The 21,731-nt window shown below is 72.9% G+C and carries 18 protein-coding genes and 1 tRNA gene; 5 read left to right on the top strand and 14 right to left on the bottom strand.

Annotation, left to right across the window (positions count from 1 at the left end; translation table 11 throughout):
- Positions 1-329: 329 nt before the first annotated feature.
- The 5 genes from ABFY07_RS31075 to ABFY07_RS31055 all read right to left on the bottom strand — a co-directional run bounded on the left by ABFY07_RS31075 (position 330) and on the right by ABFY07_RS31055 (position 5,320).
- Complete coding sequence (locus ABFY07_RS31075; RefSeq protein WP_346177739.1) at positions 330-1,433, bottom strand: aminopeptidase P family protein; 1,104 nt, start codon at positions 1,431-1,433, stop codon at positions 330-332.
- Between the two features lie 354 nt (positions 1,434-1,787).
- Positions 1,788-2,498, bottom strand: a complete 711-nt coding sequence (locus ABFY07_RS31070; protein ID WP_065961064.1) for an IclR family transcriptional regulator — start codon at positions 2,496-2,498, stop codon at positions 1,788-1,790.
- A gap of 490 nt (positions 2,499-2,988) precedes the next feature.
- Positions 2,989-3,921 carry a LuxR family transcriptional regulator gene (locus ABFY07_RS31065; protein ID WP_346177682.1) on the bottom strand — a complete coding sequence of 311 codons (933 nt, stop codon included), beginning with the start codon at positions 3,919-3,921 and terminating at the stop codon, positions 2,989-2,991.
- A 1-nt stretch (position 3,922) separates the two neighbouring features.
- A complete protein-coding gene (locus tag ABFY07_RS31060; RefSeq protein ID WP_065961067.1) occupies positions 3,923-4,639 on the bottom strand; it encodes a helix-turn-helix domain-containing protein in 717 nt (238 codons plus the stop codon).
- 608 nt (positions 4,640-5,247) lie between these two features.
- Positions 5,248-5,320 (bottom strand) — tRNA-Thr (locus ABFY07_RS31055).
- A 198-nt stretch (positions 5,321-5,518) separates the two neighbouring features.
- Here ABFY07_RS31055 and ABFY07_RS31050 point away from each other — a divergent pair.
- The 3 genes from ABFY07_RS31050 (at position 5,519) to ABFY07_RS31040 (ending at position 8,227) form a co-directional block, all read left to right on the top strand.
- Positions 5,519-6,655: an ABC transporter ATP-binding protein gene (locus ABFY07_RS31050; protein WP_346177681.1), complete on the top strand. Its 1,137-nt coding sequence runs from the start codon at positions 5,519-5,521 to the stop codon at positions 6,653-6,655.
- A 312-nt stretch (positions 6,656-6,967) separates the two neighbouring features.
- Positions 6,968-7,387, top strand: a complete 420-nt coding sequence (locus tag ABFY07_RS31045) for a hypothetical protein (RefSeq protein WP_346177680.1) — start codon at positions 6,968-6,970, stop codon at positions 7,385-7,387.
- Positions 7,388-7,432: 45 nt separating this feature from the next.
- The gene (locus ABFY07_RS31040; RefSeq protein WP_065961073.1) at positions 7,433-8,227 is read left to right on the top strand and encodes a nucleotidyltransferase family protein; all 795 of its coding nucleotides are present in this window, start codon (positions 7,433-7,435) and stop codon (positions 8,225-8,227) included.
- Between the two features lie 145 nt (positions 8,228-8,372).
- On the opposite strand, the gene ABFY07_RS31035 is transcribed toward ABFY07_RS31040, so the two are convergent.
- Complete coding sequence (locus ABFY07_RS31035; RefSeq protein WP_346177679.1) at positions 8,373-10,679, bottom strand: ABC transporter permease; 2,307 nt, start codon at positions 10,677-10,679, stop codon at positions 8,373-8,375.
- Positions 10,676-11,386 carry an ABC transporter ATP-binding protein gene (locus tag ABFY07_RS31030; protein ID WP_346177678.1) on the bottom strand — a complete coding sequence of 237 codons (711 nt, stop codon included), beginning with the start codon at positions 11,384-11,386 and terminating at the stop codon, positions 10,676-10,678. Before ABFY07_RS31030 ends, ABFY07_RS31035 begins: the two co-directional genes overlap by 4 nt.
- A gap of 151 nt (positions 11,387-11,537) precedes the next feature.
- On the opposite strand from ABFY07_RS31030, the gene ABFY07_RS31025 reads away from it, so the two are divergent.
- Together ABFY07_RS31025 and ABFY07_RS31020 are read left to right on the top strand one after the other, a co-directional pair.
- Positions 11,538-12,677, top strand: coding sequence for a histidine kinase (locus ABFY07_RS31025; protein WP_346177677.1), 1,140 nt, complete (start codon positions 11,538-11,540; stop codon positions 12,675-12,677).
- The gene (locus ABFY07_RS31020) at positions 12,674-13,450 is read left to right on the top strand and encodes a response regulator (protein ID WP_346177676.1); all 777 of its coding nucleotides are present in this window, start codon (positions 12,674-12,676) and stop codon (positions 13,448-13,450) included. Before ABFY07_RS31025 ends, ABFY07_RS31020 begins: the two co-directional genes overlap by 4 nt.
- A 261-nt stretch (positions 13,451-13,711) precedes the next feature.
- Here ABFY07_RS31020 and ABFY07_RS31015 read toward each other — a convergent pair whose 3' ends face one another.
- The 7 genes from ABFY07_RS31015 to ABFY07_RS30985 form a co-directional block, all read right to left on the bottom strand.
- A complete protein-coding gene (locus ABFY07_RS31015; protein ID WP_346177675.1) occupies positions 13,712-15,388 on the bottom strand; it encodes a DoxX family protein in 1,677 nt (558 codons plus the stop codon).
- A 76-nt stretch (positions 15,389-15,464) separates the two neighbouring features.
- Positions 15,465-16,418 (bottom strand): 23S rRNA (guanosine(2251)-2'-O)-methyltransferase RlmB, encoded by a 954-nt coding sequence (rlmB, locus tag ABFY07_RS31010; RefSeq protein WP_346177674.1) that lies wholly within the window; start codon positions 16,416-16,418, stop codon positions 15,465-15,467.
- A gap of 312 nt (positions 16,419-16,730) precedes the next feature.
- Positions 16,731-18,131 carry a cysteine--tRNA ligase gene (cysS, locus tag ABFY07_RS31005; RefSeq protein WP_346177673.1) on the bottom strand — a complete coding sequence of 467 codons (1,401 nt, stop codon included), beginning with the start codon at positions 18,129-18,131 and terminating at the stop codon, positions 16,731-16,733.
- Between the two features lie 314 nt (positions 18,132-18,445).
- A complete protein-coding gene (locus ABFY07_RS31000) occupies positions 18,446-18,850 on the bottom strand; it encodes a PPOX class F420-dependent oxidoreductase (protein ID WP_346177672.1) in 405 nt (134 codons plus the stop codon).
- A 127-nt stretch (positions 18,851-18,977) separates the two neighbouring features.
- A complete protein-coding gene (gene ispF, locus ABFY07_RS30995) occupies positions 18,978-19,505 on the bottom strand; it encodes a 2-C-methyl-D-erythritol 2,4-cyclodiphosphate synthase (RefSeq protein WP_346177738.1) in 528 nt (175 codons plus the stop codon).
- Between the two features lie 115 nt (positions 19,506-19,620).
- Entirely contained in the window at positions 19,621-20,412 is a 792-nt protein-coding gene (gene ispD / locus ABFY07_RS30990) for a 2-C-methyl-D-erythritol 4-phosphate cytidylyltransferase (protein WP_065961088.1), read from the bottom strand.
- Between the two features lie 256 nt (positions 20,413-20,668).
- On the bottom strand, positions 20,669-21,151 hold the full coding sequence (locus ABFY07_RS30985) for a CarD family transcriptional regulator (RefSeq protein ID WP_009716930.1): 483 nt from the start codon (positions 21,149-21,151) through the stop codon (positions 20,669-20,671).
- Positions 21,152-21,731 lie beyond the last annotated feature (580 nt).

The raw sequence follows: 21,731 nt of genomic DNA, 5'->3' as shown, positions 1-21,731 counted from the left end.
CGCCCATACGGCCCCAAAGCCCCAAAGTCCCAAACCAACCACCACCACCGGGCCGGTCCCGCTCCACGAGGGGAGAGCGGGGCCGGCCCGGGCAGGGCCGGGCCGGGGCCTGGGCCTGGGCCGGTGCCGGTGCCGGGGCCTGGGCCGGTGCCGGTGCCGGGGCCTGGGCCGGTGCCGGGGCCGAGGCCGGTGCCGGTGCCTGGGCCTGGGCCGGGGCCTGGGCCGGAGCCGGGGCCGGGGCCGGAGCCGGAGCCCGGGCCGGGGCCGGGGCCGGGGTTCGGGGCTGAGACCGGGGCCGGTGCCGGGGCCGGTGCCTGGGCCGGGGTTCCTCAGGCCACCACCCGCAGCTCCCGCGCCGTGTTGTTCAGCCGCCGCCCGCCCGTCTCCGTGCAGGTCACGATGTCCTCGATGCGCACCCCGAACCGCCCCGGCAGATAGATCCCCGGCTCGATCGAGAAGCACATCCCCGGCACCAGCGGCAGCTCCTCGCCCTCCGCCATATAGGGCGGCTCGTGCGTCGTGACCCCGATGCCGTGGCCGGTGCGGTGGATGAAGTACTCGCCGTAGCCCGCGTCGATGATCACCCGGCGCGCCACCCGGTCGATCTCCTGGCAGGCCACCCCCGGCCGGACCGCCTCGAACGCCGCCTGCTGCGCCTCGCGCACGATCGCGTGGACCTCGCGCTCCTCCTTCGTGGGCTCGCCGACGTGCACCGTACGGGTGGTGTCGGAGCCGTAGCCGTCCTTGAGGCCGCCGAAGTCGAGGACCACCATGTCGCCCTCCTCGATCACCCGCTCCCCGGCCTCGTGGTGCGGGTTGGCCCCGTTCGGGCCCGACCCGACGACCGTGAAGTCGACCTGACTGTGCCCGTGCCGCAGCAGCAGCTCGCTCAGGTCGGCGGCGATGTCGCGCTCCCGCCGCCCGGCGAAGCGGACCCGCACGATCTCCTCGTACGTGGCGTCGGCGGCCGCCCCCGCCGACGCGAGCCGTTGCAGCTCGTGGGTGTCCTTGACCGCGCGCAGCATGGGCAGCGCCTCGCCGATCGCGGAGTAGGAGGTCTCGGGCAGGGCGCGCTGGAGGCCGAGCAGGTGGACGGCCCACGTCTCGTCGGAGACGCCGTAGCGGCCGCGCGGCGGCAGCGTCTCCGCCGCCGTCCGGTACGGGTCGCCGCCGTCGGTCCAGCCGGTCACCTCGATCGCCCCGGCGCCGGTCGCGGCCAGCGCGTCCGGCCGCTCCAGCAGCGGCACCAGGAGCCGGGGCGTCCGCCCGGGGACGAGCAGGAGCGCGGTGAGGCGCTCGGTCACCGCCGGGGGCCGGTACCCGCACAGGTGGACCAGGTCCGGGCCGGGGGTGACCACGAGCCCGGCCAGCCCGGCGTCGGCGGCGGTACGGGCCGCCCGGGACATCCGGTCGGCGTAGTCCTCAAGGGTCATGGGGGCAAGCTGCTGCTCGGCTGGGGTCGACATGCCCACAGCATCCCGCAGCGGCGGCCGCCCCGCGACAGCCCGAGCCCACCACCGCCACACCGCCCCGCGACAGCCCGAGCCCACCACCGCCACACCGCCCCGCGACAGCCCGAGCCCACCACCGCCACACCGCCCCGCGACAGCCCGAGCCCATCACCGCCACACCGCCCCGCGTCGGCTCTGAGCCGACCGCCACCCGTGCCGCCCACTGCGCCACCACCTGGGCCGCCCCCGCCCGCGGCCACGCGGCGACCCGCCCACAGCCCTCTCAGCCTGTCGGCCCCGTCAGCCCCGTCAGCCCGGTCAGCCCGGTCAGCCCGGTCAGCGCTGGAACCCGCTGCCGAGCCGGACCGCCGCGTCGATCACCGCGCTGCCGTAGACCCGGCCCGGGGTGCTGGACATCCGCCCCACGGGCCCGGAGATCGACAGCGCGGCCACCACCCGGCCGCCGGGGCCGCGCACCGGGGCCGCCACGGCGGCTATCCCGTGCTCCCGCCCGCCGATGCTCTGCGCCCAGCCCTGGCGCCGTACGCCGGAGAGGGTGGCGGCGGTGAACTGGGCGCCGCGCAGCCCCTCGTACAGTTCCTCGGGCCGCTCCCAGGCCAGCAGCACCTGGGAGACGGGGCCCGCGTTCATCGGCAGGGCGGCGCCGACCGGCACCCGGTCCTGCGCGACCGGGTTGCCGGCCACCGCGGACTCGGCGACGCAGATGCGCATGTAGCCGCGGCGCCGGTAGAGCCGGGCGCTGGCGCCGGTCAGGTCGCGCAGCTCGCTCAGCACGGGCTCCGCCGCCGTCGCCAGGTGGTCCCGGCAGGCCTCGATGGCCATCAGACCGAGCCTCGGCCCCAGGATGAACCGGCCCTGCGCATCCCGGGCGAGCAGCCGCAGCCGCTCCAGGGCGAGCACCAGCCGGTGCACGGTGGGGCGCTTCAGCCCGGTCGCGGAGACCAGCCTGGCCAGGGACGCCGGGCCCGCCTCCAGGACGCCGAGCAGGAGCGAGGCCTTGTCGAGCACCCCGACCCCGCTCAGCAACGTCTCAGGGGAGGTCCGGCCTTCAGGAGACGGGCCCTGGTGAGAGCGGCCCTCCGAGGACCGGTCGCGAGGGGTCCGGTCGTGAGGGGTCCGGCCTTGGGGAGACTGGCCTTGGGGAGACTGGCCTTGAGGGGTCCGGTCGTGAGGGGTCCGGCCTTGGGGAGACTGGTCTTGAGGGGCCCGGTCGTGAGAGGTCCGGCCTTGGGGAGACTGGCCTTGAGGAGTCCGGTCTTGCGAGGCCCTTTCCGGGGCCGCATTCCGGCGAGTCGCCTTCCGGTAACTCGTCAGCACCTTTTCGGCAGTTGAGATGGTCATAAGAGTGCCTCCTTGTCGGGCCGGTCACTCCTATGTGCCAGGACCGTCCGCAACCACGGGCTTTTGTCAGGTCAGTTCATCATGTCTAGTCGTCGGCCCGGAGCACCCGCAATGCGGCTACAGGAAGCTGCCAGCACCTCAACCGGCCACGGCCACCCCCCGCCCCGCCGCCGGCTCAGCGCCGGTGGCGCGGGGTGTCCCGCGGCGGGTCCCGGGGGGCGTCGCCCGGCGGTGTGACCGGCAGTAGCCCCAGCTCAGCGGCGCGTACCCCGGCCTGGAACCGGGAGCTCGCGCCCAGCAGGGCCATGATCTCGGCGACATAGCGGCGGTAGGTGCGCACCGAGACCGACAGCTCGCGTGCCGCGACCTCGTCGGTGACGCCCAGCCTGAGCCATTCCAGGATCGGCCGCACCATCTCCATCCGGGCGTGGTCCCCGAAGTCGACCCGCTCGTTCACCACCACCGCGTTGCGCCAGATGCCGTCGAAGAGGGTCTGCAAGGTCTCGATGACCCCCGGGTCGCGGATGGCGGAGGCCCGCCGGCCGACCGCGGAGTCGGCGCACACCAGCGCGGCGCGCCCGTCCACGATGAACGCGGCGAGAAGCGGAATCCGGGCGACCCGGACCTCCAGCGGCCGTCCGTCCCGGGCGTGCCGCCGCACGAAATTCCAGTCGAGTGTGTTCTGCGCGCACAGGACACGCGTTCTCACGTCCTCGCCCCCGGAACGGAGCCATTCGCTCAGTACGGAATGCAGGGCGACGACGTGCGCTGCCTCCGCCGCGAGCACCACGTCGACATTCTCCTCGGCCTCCCGGATCAGCTCTTCGGCCGCTGTTCGAATTTCTTCCTCGTCCGTTTCGACCGCCGCGACCCAGGAGTTCCCCAGTGGTCGCCCCGGCTCCTGGCCGGCGGCGGATTCGGCGGAGGCGGAATCACCGGCTCTGGATTCGGCGGCCGTCGATTCAGCTGCCGTCGATTCCGCGGCCGTCGATTCGGCTGCCGCGGAAACAGCCGTGGATTCTATGAGCGCGCGGACCGCCAGGAGTTCCCGGGCGATGGCCTGGTCGGCCCGCTCGTTTTCGGCGTCGCCCTCCTCGTGCCCGGTCACGTCAGTCGACGTCCGACAACAGCCCCAGTTCGACGGCGCGCACCCCGGCCTGGAAGCGGGAGTGGGCCCCGACGTCACGCATGATCGCCGCGACATGGCGGCGGTACGTGCGCAGCGAGACCCTGATCTGGCGCGCCGCCACGTCGTCCGTGTGACCCTCGCGCAGCCGCTCCAGGATCATCCGTACGGACTCCGAGCGCAGCCGCTCGGCCAGGCGCTGGTGTTCCTCCAGGGGCATCGCGCTGCCCCAGGCCCCGGCGAACATCAGGTCCAGCGCGCGGACGGAGGCCGGGTCGGTGTTGAAGGTCGCGTAACGGCCGCCCCGCTCGCCGCCCGACCGGCCGAAGGCGGCCCTGCCGTCGGCGATCACGGTCCCCTGCAGATCGACGTCCGCGACCCGCACCTCGTAGCCCAGCGGGCCGCGCCGCGCGGCGGCGAGGATGCCGAGCGGGGCCAGGACCTGCGGGGCGCAGAGCACGCGCACGGTGACCCCGGTGCCCGCGACGGCGGTGAACCGGCCCATCAGCGGCAGGATCGGTTTGGCCCGCTCGAAGGTGCCGGGCACGATCAGACTGACGCTGTGCCGGGCGCGCGTCAGGAGCTGCCCGATGGCCTGTCTGACCGCGGGGCCGTCGGTGGCCAGCACCATCGGCGGGCACTGCGCCGGGACGCCGAGTACGGGCGCCGGCTCTTCCTTCGTACTGGACAGTTCAGCCATGACTCCCCCATGCGGCACGCGACCCGTCGTCGCATACCCGTCGGTTGCTGCCGACCGTCCCAGGTCCCCGAGAACGGCCGCGATGACGGTCGGCGGCCGCCCGTAATTGAACCCGCAATGAAACGGTCGCCGATCAGAATCACGAACTTCGGCACCACGAACTTCCGCGCACCGTTACCCACCGGTTTCCTGACGCGCGAGTAGCCACTTCTTCCGCACACCAAGAAGCCCTCGTCCAGTGGGTGGATTGTGCTCGGAAAGGCCGTACAAGCCCCTGCGGCGCGAGGTTAGTTCGCCCTCAGCAAGCCAGTCAACGCACTACAGTTGGTAAAGATCAAGCAAAATGGACCCCTCTTGGGCCGCTTCTGCTTAACGCCACCACGCGACACCCGCGGGATTGTCAACAAGCTGCACACCCACCCGGAAACTCACCCCCGGCGAGCCCGGTTCGAACGCGCAGCGCACCCGGAAGGCAACGGTGGGCAATCGCCCGGAGGCGGCGCTGGCAATTTGTTGACAGCCGCGGCGGGCACCGGGCGTACGGGGGCGTGTACGAAGCGAGACGAACGGCCCTCCGTGATTCGCCACGAAGGGCCGCTGCGCCGCGGAGCCGACTGTCGGGCTCGAACCGACGACCTTCGCTTTACAAGAGCGGTGCTCTACCAGCTGAGCTAAGTCGGCGCGTCCCCAGCAGTGTACCCACGCCGCGGGGGTGATCCGTTCGAAATTCTCCGCTCGCCCAAAGTTTGGTCCGCTCAGGTAGAGACAGGGAGCCCCACCCCCAGGTAAGTTCGCGGCCAGTCCGCGAGAGTGGACTAGACCCCTGCCTTTTACTCGGATCGTCCGGCACGTTCCTGCCGGTGAAGGGACCAGATCAGCATGGCCACGGTCACGTACGACAAGGCGACCCGGATCTACCCGGGCACCGAAAAGCCCGCCGTCGACCAGCTCGACATCGCCATCGAGGACGGCGAGTTCCTCGTCCTCGTCGGCCCCTCCGGCTGCGGCAAGTCCACCTCCCTGCGGATGCTCGCCGGCCTCGAGGACGTCAACGGCGGCGCGATCCGCATCGGCGACCGCGATGTCACCCACCTCCCGCCCAAGGACCGGGACATCGCGATGGTGTTCCAGAACTACGCGCTGTACCCGCACATGACCGTGGCGCAGAACATGGGCTTCGCCCTGAAGATCGCCGGTGTCAACAAGACCGAGATCCGGCAGAAGGTCGAAGAGGCCGCCAAGATCCTGGACCTCACCGAGTACCTGGACCGCAAGCCCAAGGCGCTCTCCGGTGGTCAGCGGCAGCGTGTCGCGATGGGCCGCGCGATCGTGCGTGAGCCGCAGGTCTTCCTCATGGACGAGCCGCTGTCCAACCTGGACGCCAAGCTCCGTGTGCAGACCCGCACCCAGATCGCCAGCCTCCAGCGCCGGCTGGGCATCACCACCGTGTACGTCACCCACGACCAGGTCGAGGCCATGACCATGGGCGACCGGGTGGCCGTGCTCAAGGACGGGCTGCTCCAGCAGGTCGACTCGCCGCGCAACATGTACGACAAGCCGGCCAACCTCTTCGTCGCGGGCTTCATCGGCTCCCCGGCGATGAACCTGATCGAGGTGCCGATCACCGACGGCGGCGTGAAGTTCGGCAACAGCGTCGTCCCGGTCAGCCGCGAGGCGCTCAGCGCGGCGGCGGACAGGGGCGACCGCACGGTCACCGTCGGCGTCCGCCCCGAGCACTTCGACGTCGTCGAGGAGGGCGGCGCCGCCGCCAAGACCCTGGCCAAGGCGAGCAAGGACGCCCCGGCCGGCCTCGCCGTCTCCGTGAACGTCGTCGAGGAGACCGGCGCCGACGGCTACGTCTACGGCACCGTCGAGGTCGGCGGCGAGACGAAGGACCTCGTGGTCCGCGTCAACAGCCGCTCCGTCCCGGAGAAGGGCGCCACGCTCCACGTCGTCCCGCGCCCGGGCGAGACCCACGTCTTCTCGACGTCCTCCGGCGAGCGCCTGAGCGACTGACCGAGACGCCCCTACGGCGCCGCCCCTCCGTCACCGACGGAGGGGCGGCGCCGTCTGTTGCCCACCCCCCGCCTGTCGCCCCCCTGGCGCCCCGCACCCTGTTGTCCTGTCGACAAATACCCCGGCAGACAAATTCCCTATAAAAAACAGACATTTCACCCAACTCGTCAATGCACACCCCGCCCCCTCGGGCTCCGGATCCCCCGAAACGGTGACTAAATGTCGCCAAATCATCGCTCCTCGCTACGATCACCGCGTACCGCAGTCCCCTACCGACCGTCGAGCACGGCCACGAACCGCGAGGAACGTCCCTTGAACACCGCAGCACGCCGCATCGGCAGAACTCTCGCCCTCGTCCTCCCCGTCGTCCTCGTCCTCTCCGGAACACTCGCCGTCACCCGCGTCCCGTGGGCCTCCCCGACGTCCGAGTCCCAGATCCTCACCGCCTCCTCCGACAAGGCCTCCACCCGCGCCGCCCACCGCGCCCCGCACGAGGCCCTGCGCGACCGGCTGCTCGCCGAACTCCAGGAGAAGGACCCGGGTGTGGCCCTCACCCACCTCCAGGTCGCCACCTCCGAGCGGCCCTCGCTGGCCAGGCACTGCGCCTCCATCGCCCGCGCGCTAGGCCGCGCCGCGGTCGCCAAGTACGGCGGGGCGGACCGTGCCCAGGCCTACTCCCGCCCGGTCTGCGACACCTCCTTCGCGACCGGCGTGTCCCAGGGCCGCAGCTGACCGCGGCTCGCGCCCCCCACCACGGCACCGCATATCGTGCGGCCCATGACAGATGACGCCCGCACCGCGGCACGGCACCCGCTGCCCGCCCGCCCCACCCAAGCCGTCGTCCTGGCCGGAGGCCAGGGTTCGCGGCTGCGCCCGTACACCGACGACCGCCCCAAGCCCATGGTCGAGATCCCCGGCACCGGCACCCCGATCATCGGCCACCAGCTGGCCTGGCTGGCCGCCGAGGGCGTCACCGACGCCGTCGTCTCCTGCGGGCACCTCGCGGCGGTGCTCCAGGACTGGCTGGAGTCGGCGGACCTCCCGCTGCGGGTGACCACGGTCGTCGAGAAGGAGCCGCTCGGCCGCGGCGGCGGCCTCAAGTTCGCCGCCGCGCAGCTCCCCCACCCCGACCGCTCCTGGTACGCGACCAACGGCGACATCTGGACCCGCTTCTCGCTCCGCGACATGGCCGACTTCCACCGCGAGCGGGACGCGGTCGCCACCCTCGCCCTGGCCCGCCCGCGCATCCCCTGGGGCGCGGTGGAGACCGACGAGTTCGGCCACGTCCTCGACTTCATCGAGGCCCCGCCGTCGCCCTACCTCATCAACGCCGGCGTCTACGTCTTCTCCGCCGACTTCACCGCGCTCCTCCCCGACCGCGGCGACCACGAGCGCACCACCTTCCCCCGCCTGGCCCGCGAGCGCCGCCTGGCCGGGTTCCCCCTCCCCCACGGCGCGTACTGGCGCGCCATCGACACGGCCAAGGACCTCACCGAAGCGGCCAAAGAACTCTCCGCCGGCCCGCCCCCGCCCGGCCCCCTGGGCCACGCCCCCGCCGCCCAGCGCGTCTGAACGGACCCCGTCTGAACGGACCCCCGGCCGCCCGGCGCGTCTGAACCGGCGCGTCCGAACGAACACCGGGCGCGCCCGCCGTCTCCCCCGCGCCGGGGCCGGGGCCCGAGGGCCCGGGCCCGGCGCCGGGGGAGGCACCGCCGGCCTACTCGTTGTGCAGCACCTTGGCGATCGTCAGCCGCGCCGCCGAGCGGGCCGGGACCAGCGCGCCGAGGACGGCGATCGCGACCCCCGCCAGGGCCAGTACGGCCAGCTGCGGCGCGGGCCAGACGTCCTTCATGGACTCCGGGAACGCGACCACTCCCACGTGGTCCACGAGCAGCCGGTGCGCGGCGATCCCGAGGGGTATCCCCAGCACCCCGCCGACCGCGCCCACCCCCGCCACGGACGTCACGGTCATCACCGTGACCTGGCGTGGCGTCATGCCGATCGACTTGAGCATGCCCAGGTCTCGGCGGCGTTCCCGGGTGTTGAGCAGGACCGTGTTGAAGACGCCCAGAGCCGCGACGACGGTCAGCAGCACGGTGAACACCGCCGAGAAGCTGACGACGGTCGCGGCCGTGGTGTTCGTCGAACTGCCGGGCAGCAGATACAGCCCCGGGTCGGACGCCTTGACCGCCTTGGCGTACGCCTCGGCGTCGGCGCCGTCGGCGAGTTCGACCGTGTACTCGATGGCCCGCAGGTCCGGGTCGAGCTCGGCCAGGGTCTGCCAGGTGGATTCCATGGCGTGGGGGTTGCCCTCGATGAGTTCACCGACGACGGTGACGCGTGCCTGTCTGCCGTTCAGATACAGGGTGATCCGGTCGCCGACCGCGAGCCCGTGCTGGTTCAGGAAGGCCGGCGCGGCCGCCGCCTCGCCCGGTCCGTGCGGCCAGTGCCCCTTGACGATCTCGGAGTCGTACATCCGGGTGTCCCCGCGGTAGAAGTTCGCGAAGACGGTCTGTGTGTACCCGGCCAGGCGCACGGTGGTGAGGGCGCGGGCGGTCACCAGGTCCGCCCCGGGAATGGACCGCAGCCGTGTCTCGATCTGGCGGTCGCTCAGTTTCGGCGCCTTCTGGTCGAGCCCGGGCCTGCCCGCCTCCACGTTCACCCACGCGGCGCCGTTGTTCTGGCCGTGTTTCCCGAACGCGACCATGGTGTTGGTGAGCCCGGTCGTCAGCGTCACGGTCGTGACGCCGAGCACGATGGCCGCCATCGTCATGAGGGTGCGGCCCGGGCGGGCGAAGGGCTGACCCAGGCCCAGGCTCACGGCGCGCGGCAGCCGGGTGCCGCTGAGCCCCCGCTGGACGCGCAGCCCGCGCCCGGTCCGCGGCGCGTTGCCCGCGCTGATCGCCCGGGCCGCGGGGAGCCGGTGCGCGCGGAGCGCGGGGACCAGCGCGGCGAGGACGACGACGGCGGGCATGCCCAGCAGACAGACGGCGTACACCCAGGGGCCGACGCCGATGGAGGCACTGCCGGTCTCGATTCCGCTGAAGGCGTCCCGCAGGATGGGATGCGACAGCGCGTCGCCGATCAGGGTGCCGGCGACACAGCCGACGACCGCGGGTACGGAAACCATCGTGAGGTAGACCGCGACCACCTGGTTCGGCGTGAAGCCCAGCGCCTTGAGCACCCCGATGTGCCGGTTCCCGGAGACGACCGCCCCGCTGACCACGTTCCCGACGATCAGGGCGGAGACCAGCAGGCCGAGGACGCCGAAGACCGTCATGAAGGGAAGATAGGAATCGGCCACCGCGGAGAAGGCCCGCTTGAGCGTGAGGTACGACTGCGTGGTGGTCAGCGAGCCCCTGGGCAGCCCCGCGGTGGCCTCCGACAGACCGTCGCGGATCTGCCCGTCGGTGGAGGATTTGGTGAAGCGGTAGAGCATCTGGACCGAGGCCGGGTGCAGCGCGGCCATCTGTTCGGGTACGACCCAGGCGCCGGCGGACTTGCTCATGCTGGTGGCGAAGCCGACGACGGTGAGTGCCGGGGCACCGCGCGCCCTGAGCTTCGTACCCAGCTTCTCCAGGCCGGGGGAGCCTTGGACGGGCCAGTTGACGACGACCTCCCCGGGCTTGGTGGCCCAGCGGCCCTCCAGGAGCCGGACGCGGTCCACGCTGCCCGCCGGATCGGACCGGCCCACCACCGTCAGGGGGCCGGACGGGACCCACATCCACTGTGCGGGCATGTCGACGGTGGCCTGGAGATACGGCCCCGCGACGGCCTGGACACCCGGCCGCCCGGCGGTGCGCGCCAGTTCCTTGTCCGAGACCTTGGTCCGGTCGAAGGTGGCCACCACATGGGCGCCGTGCTGCTGGGCGAAGGCCCGCTCGAAAGGCGCCGAGGCGGCGCTCATCAGCGCCAGCGCGAGCAGGACGGTCGTGGTCGAGCACAGCACCACGAGTCCTATGACGGCCGTCTGGACCTTGCGGCGCCTCACGGCCACGCGCGAGGCCGACCAGACGGCGCTCATGCGCTCGGCTCCAGCGCGCTCTCGCGGGCCACCCGGCCGTCGGCCACCTCGATCAGCCGGCTGGCGCAGCGGGTGGCCAGATGCGGGTCATGGGTGACGATCAAGAGGGTCTGGCCGATCTGGTTGAGGTCAATCAGCAGGTCCATCACCTGCTCGCCCGAGCGGCTGTCCAGGGCACCGGTCGGCTCGTCGGCCAGCAGCAGGGCCGGACGGTTCATCAGCGCCCTGGCCACGGCGACCCGCTGGCGCTCCCCCCCGCTCAGCGCGGCCGGATAGGTGTCCTTGCGGTCGGCGATGCCGAGTTCGTCGAGGAGTTCCAGCGCACGGCGGCGCGACTGCCGGGCCGAGGTCCCGGTCAGCTGAGCGGCCAGCGCCACGTTGTCCAGCGCCGGGAGGTCGTCGATGAGGTTGAAGAACTGGAAGATCATGCCGATGTGCCGCCGCCGGAACAGGGCCAGCCCGGTCTCGTTCAGCTTGCCGAGGTCCTGGCCGTGGACCTCGACGGCTCCGGATGTCGGCCGGTCCAGGCCCGCGACCATGTTGAGCAGGGTGGACTTGCCGCAGCCGGAGGGCCCCATCACGGCGACCGCGTCCCCCGCGCGGAGCTCCAGGGACATGCCGTCCAGGGCCTTGGCGTCGCCGTATTCCTTGTGTACGCCGTCCAGCCGCACGACGACCTGCTGCGAGCTGCCGGGATCTTGAGTCATGGCACGAACCTAGGATCGGCGGGACGGGGCGGCGTCCCTCCCCGGATGTAACCGTACGGAGCCGTCATCCCGGGGATGTACGGAGCTGGACCCTGGGAATGACGCGGATCACGGGACGGGCTGCGAGGCTGGCGGAGTGTGGAGTTCGGGCGTGGGGTGGCTGGTCATCGCGCTGGTGGCGGCGTGCACCGCCGCCGGCTGGCTGGGCGCGGCCCTCATCCGGGTGCGGCGGCGCCACCGGTCAACCATCGGGGAGCGCGGCTGGCTGCTGGAGCGGGAACGGGAGAGCGCGGCCCGGACCGCGGTCGACGCCGAGCGGGCCCGGATCGCGGCGGACCTCCACGACATCGTCAGCCACAACGTGAGCCTCATGGTCGTCCAGGCCGGTGCCGCCCGCGAGGTGCTGGCCACCATGCCGGACGAGGCCGCGGCCGCGATGAGCGCGGTCGAGAGCGCCGGCCGGAACGCGATGACCGAACTGCGACACCTGCTCGGCCTGCTCGCCCCCGCGCAGAACGGCGACGACGAGCCCTACGGGACGGTTCTGTCGGGTACGGATCTGTCGAGTGCGGGCCTGTCGGGCACGGGCCTGTCGGTTGCGGATCTGTCGGGCACGGGCCTGTCGGGTGCAGGCCTGTCGGGCACGGGCCTGTCGGGCACGGGCCTGTCGGGCACGGGCCTGTCGGGCACGGGCCTGTCGGGCACGGGCCTGTCGGGCACGGGCCTGTCGGGCACGGGCCTGTCGGGTGCGGATCTGTCCCCCCAGCCGAGCCTGAGCAGGCTCAGCCCGCTGATCGACCGGTTCGCCTTCGCCGGCCTGCCCGTGGACGTACGAATCTCCGGGGAACCGCGCCCGCTGCCGGGCGGAATCGATGTCACCGCCTACCGGATCATCCAGGAGGCGCTGACCAATGCCCTCAAACACGGAACCTCAGCGAAGGCCGAGGTGACAGTGCGGTACGCGGACCACTACCTGCGGGTCGAGGTGCTGAACAGCGGTCCGAGCGTCCTGACGGCCGGCGGCGCCGTAGCTCCGAACAGCGCGGCCGGCGGCGCCGCGTCTCCGGGCAGCCCGGTCGGCGGCGCCGTATCTCCGGGTACCGCTGCTAGTACCGCCGCCGACGGCTCCGCGCCTCCCGTCCGCCCTGCCGCCGGTCGGGCGGACGGAGCCGGGCGCGGGTTGCTCGGGCTGCGGGAGCGGGTCGCCGTCTACGGCGGTGACCTGGACGCCCGCCGCCGCCTCGGCGGCGGCTACCGCGTCCGCGCCCGGATCCCCCTGGACCGGCCATGACGCCCGCCGAACCCTCCGCCCCCCGCGTCGTCGCCGACGACCAGGAACTCGTCCGCACCGGCTTCCGGCTGATCCTGACCGCCCGCGGCATCGACGTGGTGGGCGAGGCCGCCGACGGGGCGGAGGCGGTGGCAGCGGTGCGCGGGCTGCGGCCCGACGTGGTGCTGATGGACATCCGGATGCCCGTCATGGACGGCCTGGAGGCCGCCCGCCGCGTGCTCGCGCAGGCCCCGGACTGCCGGGTGATCATGCTGACCACCTTCGACCTCGACCGCTACGTCTACGCCGCCCTCGCCGCCGGCGCCAGCGGCTTCCTCCTCAAGGACGTCACTCCGGAGCGCCTCGCCTCCGCCGTACGCCTGGTCAGGACCGGCGACGCCCTGCTCGCCCCCTCGATCACCCGCCGCCTGGTGGAGCGTTTTGCCGGAGGCGAACATCGAAACAGTGCCGGAGGCGAACGTCAAAACAGTGCCGGAGGCGAACATCGAAACAGTGCCGGGGCCGAACGACAACCCGGGACCCCGGCCGTCCACCGCGACCTGGCCGCCCTGACGCAGCGGGAGCGCGAGGTGCTGACGCTCGTCGGCCGGGGGTTGTCCAACAGCGAACTGGCGCGGACGCTGACGCTCAGTGAGGCGACGGTGAAGACCCACGTGGCCCGGATCTTCGCCAAACTCGCCCTGCGCGACCGAGCCCAGGCCGTCGTCCTCGCCTACGAGACAGGACTCGTCTCCCCAGGTGACTCGGCAGCAACCCGCCAGGAGAGGCGGTGACGCCCGGGCGCCGGATCGCCGCCCGGGCAGGAGGTGTGCAGGCCGCAGAGGGTTCGCAGCCCGCAGGGGTTTGCTGCCCGCAGAGGGTTCGCAGGCCGCAGAGGGTGTGCAGACCGCAGAGGGTTCGCAGGCCGGTGCGGATGCCGTCAAGTTCAGGCGGATGCCGTCAGTTCGGGCAGATGCCGTCAGTTCAGGCGGATGCCGTCGGTTCAGGCAGATGCCGTCAGTTCGGGCAGATGCCGTCAGTTCAGGCGGGTGCCGTCAGCCCAGGAGGCCCCCGAGGGCGCCGGTGCCCTCGGGGGCGCTCTCGCTGTAGCCGTAGGCGTCGCCGGACGTGCCGCCGTTGCCCACGACGGACTCGGGCAGGGACTCGCCCGCGCCGGTCCCGAGGCCGGCCCGGCCGCCCACGGACGACTGCCCGTCCGGGGTCGCCGGGGCGGCGGGACGCCGGGGCTGCAAGGGGGCGGTCCGGGCGCCGTTCTGCGGCCGGGTGGGGCGGGCGGTGCCGCCGGTCGTGGCCGAGGCACTGGGCGAGCCGGCCGAGGAGGACGCCGACGGGGCGGTCGAGCCGGCCGCCGGGGCGCGCGGGGACGGGGCTCCGCCCGCGCCGAGCGGGCCGCGAGTGGCGCCCGTGGGGCTCTGGTCGGCCCGCCGCGGCAGCGGAGAACCGGGCAGGTTGTTCGTCGGGACGTCGCTCGGCTCGGGGGAACGCACCGTCTCGGAGGCCCGTACGGCGCCGCCGAGCATCGAGCCGACCAGCAGCGTCATCCCGGCCACCACCAGCGCCATGAGCCCGCCCCGGCGCAGCACCCGCCGCCGCAGTTCCCACAGCCCCACCCGGGGCCCGAGCCGCCGCCACGCCTCGCCCGCGAGCCGGGCGTCCGTCGAGTAGACCGGGGCGCCCGCGATGATCAGGGGGCTCCAGGCGGCGAGGTAGATGATGTCCGGCGCGTCGTACGCCGGTACGGTCCGCCAGCTCACGGTCAGGATCAGCGCGGCCGACAGCGACGCGCCGAAGAAGGCCGCCAGGCGCTGCCACAGCCCCAGCACGGTGAGCACCCCGACCACGATCTGCAGGAAGGCGACGGTCAGGCCGGCGCCCACGGGGTGGCCGAGCGCCAGGTCACGCAGCGGCTCCGCGATGGGCCAGGGGTGCAGCGACCGCAGCCAGGTGACCATGGAGCCGCGCTCGCCGCCGTCGAAGTAGACCGGGTCGGAGAGCTTGCCCATGCCCGCGTAGACGGAGATGAGGCCGAGGAAGACGCGCAGCGGGAGCAGGACGACGCCCAGGTTCATCCGGCGGCCCGGGTAGTAGGCGTGCCGTACGGAGTCGGAGTGGCGACGCTGGCGCGGCACCTCGGCGGCCCGGGCCGCCCTGCCCCCGGCCGCCCGGCCCTGGGAGGCCCGGCCCTGCGAGGCGCGGGCTTCCCGCGGCGTCCCGTGCCGCGGCCCGCCGGGCCCGTCCGCCGGCGGCATGGACTCGGTGTGGGGGCTGCGGCGCGGGCCGACGACCGTGGGCGGGCCGTCGTCGAACCTGAGCCGGGGCAGCACCTGGGTGGCCGCCGCGTCGTCGCCACCGGGCCGGGCGGTGCCGTCTCCGGTGCCGGGCGCGCCGGAGTCCGCGAGCCCCACCCCCGCGTACCGCACGGCCTGCAGCAGCCGGGTGGCCGCCGCGTCGCCACCGGGCCGGGTGCGGCCGCTCCACACCACGGGCGGGCGGCGCCGGGCGGCGGCGGCCGGGACGCGGGCGAGCCGCGTCGTGCCCGCCAGCGCGCTGCTCACCACCGGGGCGGCGAGCTGCACCCGGAAGCTCACGGGATTGACGATGACCTGCGCCGGATCGCTCGGCACCTTGACCATGGCCAGCTGTGGCTCGTCGTCAAAACCCGGTGCGCGTCCCCCCAAGGGCGTGCGGGGTGTTCTGGTCTCCACGCTCATCTAACCGAGTGACGCGCGGTTAGGACACTGCCTTGACCCCTGCCGGGTGTCCGAGACCCGTCAAACCATGATCAGCTCAGCGCCGGTGCCGGACCGCCTCGTACAGCACGACACCCGTCGCCACACCGGCGTTGAGCGACTCGGCGCCGCCCGGCATCGGGATGCGCACCAGCACATCGCAGGTCTCGGCGACCAGCCGGGACAGCCCCTTGCCCTCACTGCCGGCCACGATCACCACGGGGCCCTGCAGCACCTCGGCGTCCTGCACCTCGGTCTCGCCGTCGGCGGCCAGCCCGACCACCATCAGGCCCGCCTTCTTGTAGGCCTCCAGCGCCCGCGTGAGGTTGGTCGCCCGCGCCACCGGCGTACGCGCCGCGGTGCCCGCCGAGGTCTTCCACGCCCCCGCCGTCATCCCGGCCGCGCGCCGCTCCGGCACCACCACACCATGGCCGCCGAACGCCGACACCGACCGCACCACCGCGCCCAGGTTGCGCGGGTCGGTCACCCCGTCGAGCGCGACGATCAGCGGGTCCTCGTCCGCGTCGGCCGCCGCCGCGACCAGGTCCTCGGGGTGCGCGTACTCGTACGGCGGCACCTGGAGGACCAGCCCCTGGTGGTTGAGGCCGTTGGTCATCCGGTCCAGCTCCGGGCGCGGGGCCTCCATGAGGTGGATGCCGCCGCGGTCGGCCGCGAGCTTCAGCGCCTCGCGCACCCGGTCGTCGCTGTCGATGAACTGCTGGACGTAGAGCATGCTGGCCGGGACGCCCTCGCGCAGCGCCTCGACGACCGGGTTACGGCCCACCACCAGCTCGTTCGTGCCCTTGCCGCCACCCCGGCGCGGGGCCGGGCGGCGGGCCGCCTGCTTGGCGCGCGCCTGGGCGACGCGCTGCTTGACGTGGCCCTTGCGCATCTCGGCGGGCGGGGTGGGACCCTTGCCCTCCAGCGCCCGGCGCCGCTTGCCGCCGCTGCCGACCGTCGCGCCCTTCTTGTTGGCGGTGCGACGGTTCCTGCGCTGGCTGTTGCCGGCCATGGGGTTCACCTGTTTCTCGTCCGTGGCCGCCCGCCGGCCGCCCGGCCCTGGCGGGCCTCACGGCTTCGCGCGGCTGCGCCGCCGGGCCTGGTCCGGCGGCTGCCTGCTTGGGTCATGTCGTGGTGGGTGCGCCGGGCGGCACACCGCGTGTCGGTCGGGGCGAGGCCCCGGGGGGGGTCGGCCGGGGTGAGGCCCCGGGGGTCGGTCGGGGCGAGGCCCCTCGGGTCGGCCGGGGCGGGGCCCCGGGGTCGTCTGCGCGGTGGCGGTGGTCCCGGCGCCCCGCGCGGGGCATGGGCGCCGGGGCCACCGGGGTCAGCGCGAGCCGAGCTCCCAGCGCGGCCCGCTCGGGGTGTCCTCGATGACCAGCCCCGACTGCTGCAGCTGGTCGCGGATCGCGTCCGCCGTCGCGTAGTCCTTGCGGGCCCGCGCGGCCTGCCGCTGCTCCAGGACCAGCCGTACGAGCGAGTCGACCACTCCGTGCAGGTCCTCGCCCCGGTCCGGGCCGCCCGCCCAGTGCTCGTCGAGCGGGTCGAGGCCCAGCACGCCCAGCATGGCGCGCACCTCGGCCAGCCGCGCGACCGCCGACTCCTTGTCGTCGGCGGTCAGGGCGGAATTCCCCTGGCGGACGGTGGTGTGGACGACCGCGAGCGCCTGCGGGACGCCGAAGTCGTCGTCCATCGCCTCGGCGAACGCGGGCGGCACCTCGGGCGCGGGCGGGACGACCTTCCCCGCCTTCTCGGTGACCCGCTGCACAAAGCCCTCGATACGCGCGAACGCGGACTCGGCCTCGCGCAGCGACTCCTCGCTGTACTCGATCATGGAGCGGTAGTGCGGGGTGCCGAGGTAGTAGCGCAGCACGATGGGGCGCCAGTGCTTGACCATCTCGGAGACCAGCACCGAATTGCCGAGCGACTTGCTCATCTTCTCGCCGCTCATGGTCACCCAGGCGTTGTGCGTCCAGTACGTCGCGAAGTCGTCTCCGAACGCCTTGGCCTGCGCGATCTCGTTCTCGTGGTGCGGGAAGATCAGGTCGACGCCACCGCCGTGGATGTCGAAGGCCGAGCCCAGGTACTTGTGGGCCATCGCCGAGCACTCCAGGTGCCAGCCGGGCCGGCCGCGCCCCCACGGCGTCTCCCAGCTCGGCTCGCCGGGCTTGGCCGCCTTCCACATGGCGAAGTCGCGCGGGTCGCGCTTGCCGCCCTCACCCTCGCCGGAGGGCTGGCGCAGCCCGTCCAGGTCCTGGTTGGAGAGCTGGAGATAGCCGGGGTACGAGCGCACGTCGAAGTAGACGTTGCCCTCGGCGGCGTAGGCGTGGCCCCGCTCGATCAGGCCCCGCATCATCTCGATCATCTCCGGCACATGGCCGGTGGCCCGGGGCTCGTAGGTGGGGGGCAGGCAGCCGAGGACGTCGTACGCCGAGTTGAAGGCGCGCTCGTTCTCGTAGCCGATCGCCCACCACGGGCGGTTCTGCTCGGCCGACTTGGCGATGATCTTGTCGTCGATGTCGGTGACGTTCCGGACGAACGTCACGTCGTAGCCGCGGTAGGCGAACCAGCGGCGCATGATGTCGAAGTTGAGCCCCGACCTGATGTGCCCGATGTGCGGGGCGGCCTGCACGGTCGCGCCACACAGGTAGATCGAGACGCAGCCCGGCGTGAGCGGGTTGAAGTCACGGATCTGCCGGGCGCTGGTGTCGTACAGGCGAATAGTCACGCATCAAGGGTAGACGGAAGGCGGTAGTGCCCCGCGACCTTATGGCCGCAGGGACACAGAAGCGTGACCCTTCGGACGCCCCGACCGGTGCCCCGACCGGCGCCGCGGCCGCCGGCCCGACCGCCGGCCAGGCTGCCGCTCCGACTGCTGACCCGCCCGTGGCCCGGCTGCCGCTCCGACCGCCGGCCCGACCACGACCCGACCGCCGCTCCGACCGCCGGCCCGACCACGACCCGACCGCCGCTCCGACCGCCGGCCCGACCACGACCCGACCGCCGCTCCGACCGCCGGCCCGACCGCCGTTCCCTCACTGCTCAGACCCTGCCGACCACCTTGCGCGGGGTGATCCGTACGGCGATGCGCTGGGCGTCCTCCGCCGAGGCCGGGTTGAACTCGGCGTACTTCTTGCCCGTGTACTTGAGCGACAGCTCGTCGATCAGTTCGTTCGCGCCCTCGGTGGTGTAGGTCGCGGTGCCGCGGATCTCCGCGTACGTGTACGGGGCGTCGGCGGGCTGCACCACGACCGACACCCGCGGGTCCCGGTCGAGGTTCTTCTGCTTCTGCCGCCCCATGGTGGTGGAGATCAGCAGCTCGTCGCCGTCGCGCTTCACCCATACCGGGGACAGCTGCGGGCTGCCGTCGGCCTGGATGGTGCCGACGGTCACGAAGACCGGGGTGTCGAGGATGCGCTTGAGCTCGTCGGAGAGTGCGGCTGGCACGGCGGTTCCTTCCCTCGCGAGATACGTACGGTGTGTTGGGTACCCGGTGAGCGCCCGACACACCGTCAAACCTCCGCGAGCAGGGCCGTTCGGCGCAGCGCCTTCCCCCGCCCGCCCGTCGCCCTGGTCAGGCCGCCTGGCGCACCCGCACCACCAGGGCCGTGGCGATCGCCGCGAGGCCCTCCGCCCGGCCGGTGAGACCCAGGCCGTCGGTCGTGGTGCCCGAGATCGCCACGGGCGCCCCGACCGCCGCCGAGAGCGCCTTCGTCGCCTCGTCCCGCCGCTTGCCGATCTTCGGGCGTACGCCGATCACCTGGATCGCCACATTCCCGATCTCGAAGCCCGCGCTCCGGACGATCCGGGCGGCCTCGGTCAGCAGCGTGACCCCCGAGGCCCCGGCCCACTCGGGGCGGTCGGTGCCGAAGTGGGCCCCCAGGTCACCGAGGCCGGCGGCGGAGAACAGCGCGTCACAGGCGGCGTGGGCGGCGACGTCGCCGTCGGAGTGCCCGGCCAGGCCGTACTCCGCGCCCTCCCACAGCAGCCCCGCGCACCACAGCTCGCGGCCCTTCTCGAAGGCGTGCACATCGGTGCCGATGCCCACGAGCGGCATCGCGGCCGCGGGCACCCCGGCCACCGGCGCCCCCGGGGCGGGCATCCCGGCCACCGGCGCCCCCGGGGCGGACGTGTCGGCGACGGACGTTTCGGCCACCGGCGCCCCAGAAGCGGGCGTGTCGGGAACCGGCGTGTCGGGAACCGGCGTGTCGGGGACCTCAGAAGCCATCGGTGGCCCTCCTCCGGGCGAGTACGGCCTCGGCCAGCACCAGGTCGAGGGGCCGGGTCACCTTGAACGCCTCCTCGTGGCCGGGCACGACCACGACCTCGACCCCGAGCCGCTCCACCATCCCGGCGTCGTCCGTCGCCCCCTCGCCCTCCAGGGCGATCTTCTCGTGCGCGGCGACCAGCGTGGCCCGGTCGAAGCCCTGCGGGGTCTGGACGGCGCGCAGCAGCGCGCGCTCCGGGGTGCCGACGACCGGTTCGGGCTCGCCGGCCCGCTCGCCGGTGCGCGGCTCGACCTGCTTGACGGTGTCGGCGAGCGGCAGCGCCGGGACGACGGCGGGCGCCCCCTCCCGTACGGCGGTGACGACCGCGTCCACGGTGTCGACGGGGACCAGCGGACGCGCCGCGTCGTGGACCAGGACGGTGGTGATGTCCTCGGGCACGGCGGCCAGACCGCGCCGGACCGACTCCTGGCGGGTCTCGCCGCCGGGGACCACCACGACCTCGGTGGTGCCGGTCAGCGGATACGCGTCGAGCAGCCGGCGGACCTCGTCGGCCCCGTCCGGCGGGGCGACCACGACGACGAGCACGACCGAACGGGATCTGGCCATGGCGCGTACGGCGTGGACCAGCATGGGCGTGCCGCTCAGCGGACGCAGCGCCTTCGGCGCGCCGGGCCCCAGGCGCACCCCGCGGCCCGCCGCCGGGATGACGGCGGCGGTACGGGCGGGGCGGACGGGGCCCTCGGCGCCCCCGGGACTCGCGGACTGCCCTGATGCGGACATTGAGTTGGCGTTCAGGTTTGCTTCCTCGACCGAGATGGGTATGGCCACAGCGTGCCGGGCGCGATGCGCCGACCAGCCCCTTCCGTGACGACTGGTCGAGCCAGCTGCCCGGGCCCGGCACGCCATGTACCGGGCCGGACGGCGTTCCAGACAGCGTTCGGCGTGGGCCTGAGGGCGACACCGGCATGCGCACATGCCGCAGCGCCCGGCGACAGATGCTGGATCTGAGTCACTCGGGCACCGCGGCATCTATGGGTCAGGACGCGAGGACCTCGTCGAGCAGAGCCTCGGCCTTGTCTTCGTTGGTGCTCTCCGCGAGAGCGAGCTCACTCACCAGGATCTGGCGTGCCTTCGCAAGCATGCGCTTCTCACCGGCGGAGAGTCCGCGCTCCCGCTCTCGGCGCCACAGGTCGCGCACCACTTCGGCGACCTTGATAACGTCGCCGGAGGCGAGCTTCTCGAGATTTGCCTTGTAGCGACGGGACCAGTTCGTCGGTTCTTCGGCGTACGGCGCCCGCAGCACCTCGAAGACCCGGTCCAGCCCGTCCTGGCCAACCACATCACGCACACCGACGAACTCCGCATTGTCCGCCGGCACACGAACCGTCAGGTCACCCTGAGCGACCTTCAGCACCAAGTAGGTCTTGTCCACGCCTTTGATCTGGCGAGTTTCGATGGCCTCGATCAGCGCGGCCCCGTGATGGGGATAGACCACGGTGTCGCCAACCTTGAACGTCATGTGACAGGTACCCCTTCCGTGGCTATCCAGGGTAACACGGGAACGCCTTGTTCTGAATGGCGTTTTCGCAGGTCAGGGCATATCTCGGGGCTTGACAACAGCGGGCGGAACGTGCTGGGAGAGGTCTGCGGAAGCGGGTATTCGCAGGTGGGAGCGGCTGCGCGGGCACAGCGAAACCCGTACGTTACACCCTTCGACGACCCCTCACGAGTGACCCTATGTCCCGATTTGCCGGAGTCCAGTCGAAGGACTTCCGCTACTCCGTTCGGGCTCGGAGCGACTGATCGCATCACGTTTCCCGAATTGATCACGCCAGAGTGGATCAAGGGTGGATCGAGAGTGGATCAACAGTGTTGATCAATTCTCGGACGTCCACACATTCCTTACCGATAATCGCCCTTCACACCGCCGGAGCGATATTTCACCGGCGCGGCGGCAACCGCCCCCGACACGGCCCCGAGCGGGTGCGGGCACGGCCCCGGCGGGCGCGGGGGCGGCCCCGAGCGGGTGCGGGCACGGCCCCGGCGGGCGCGGGGGCGGCCCCGAGCGGGTGCGGGTGCGGCCCCGGGCGGGCGCGCAC

The sequence above is a fragment of the Streptomyces sparsogenes subsp. cuspidosporus genome, from assembly GCF_039532705.1.
In the GTDB taxonomy this organism is placed as follows: domain Bacteria; phylum Actinomycetota; class Actinomycetes; order Streptomycetales; family Streptomycetaceae; genus Streptomyces; species Streptomyces sparsogenes.
This window is presented reverse-complemented; position numbering and strand designations above follow the sequence as displayed.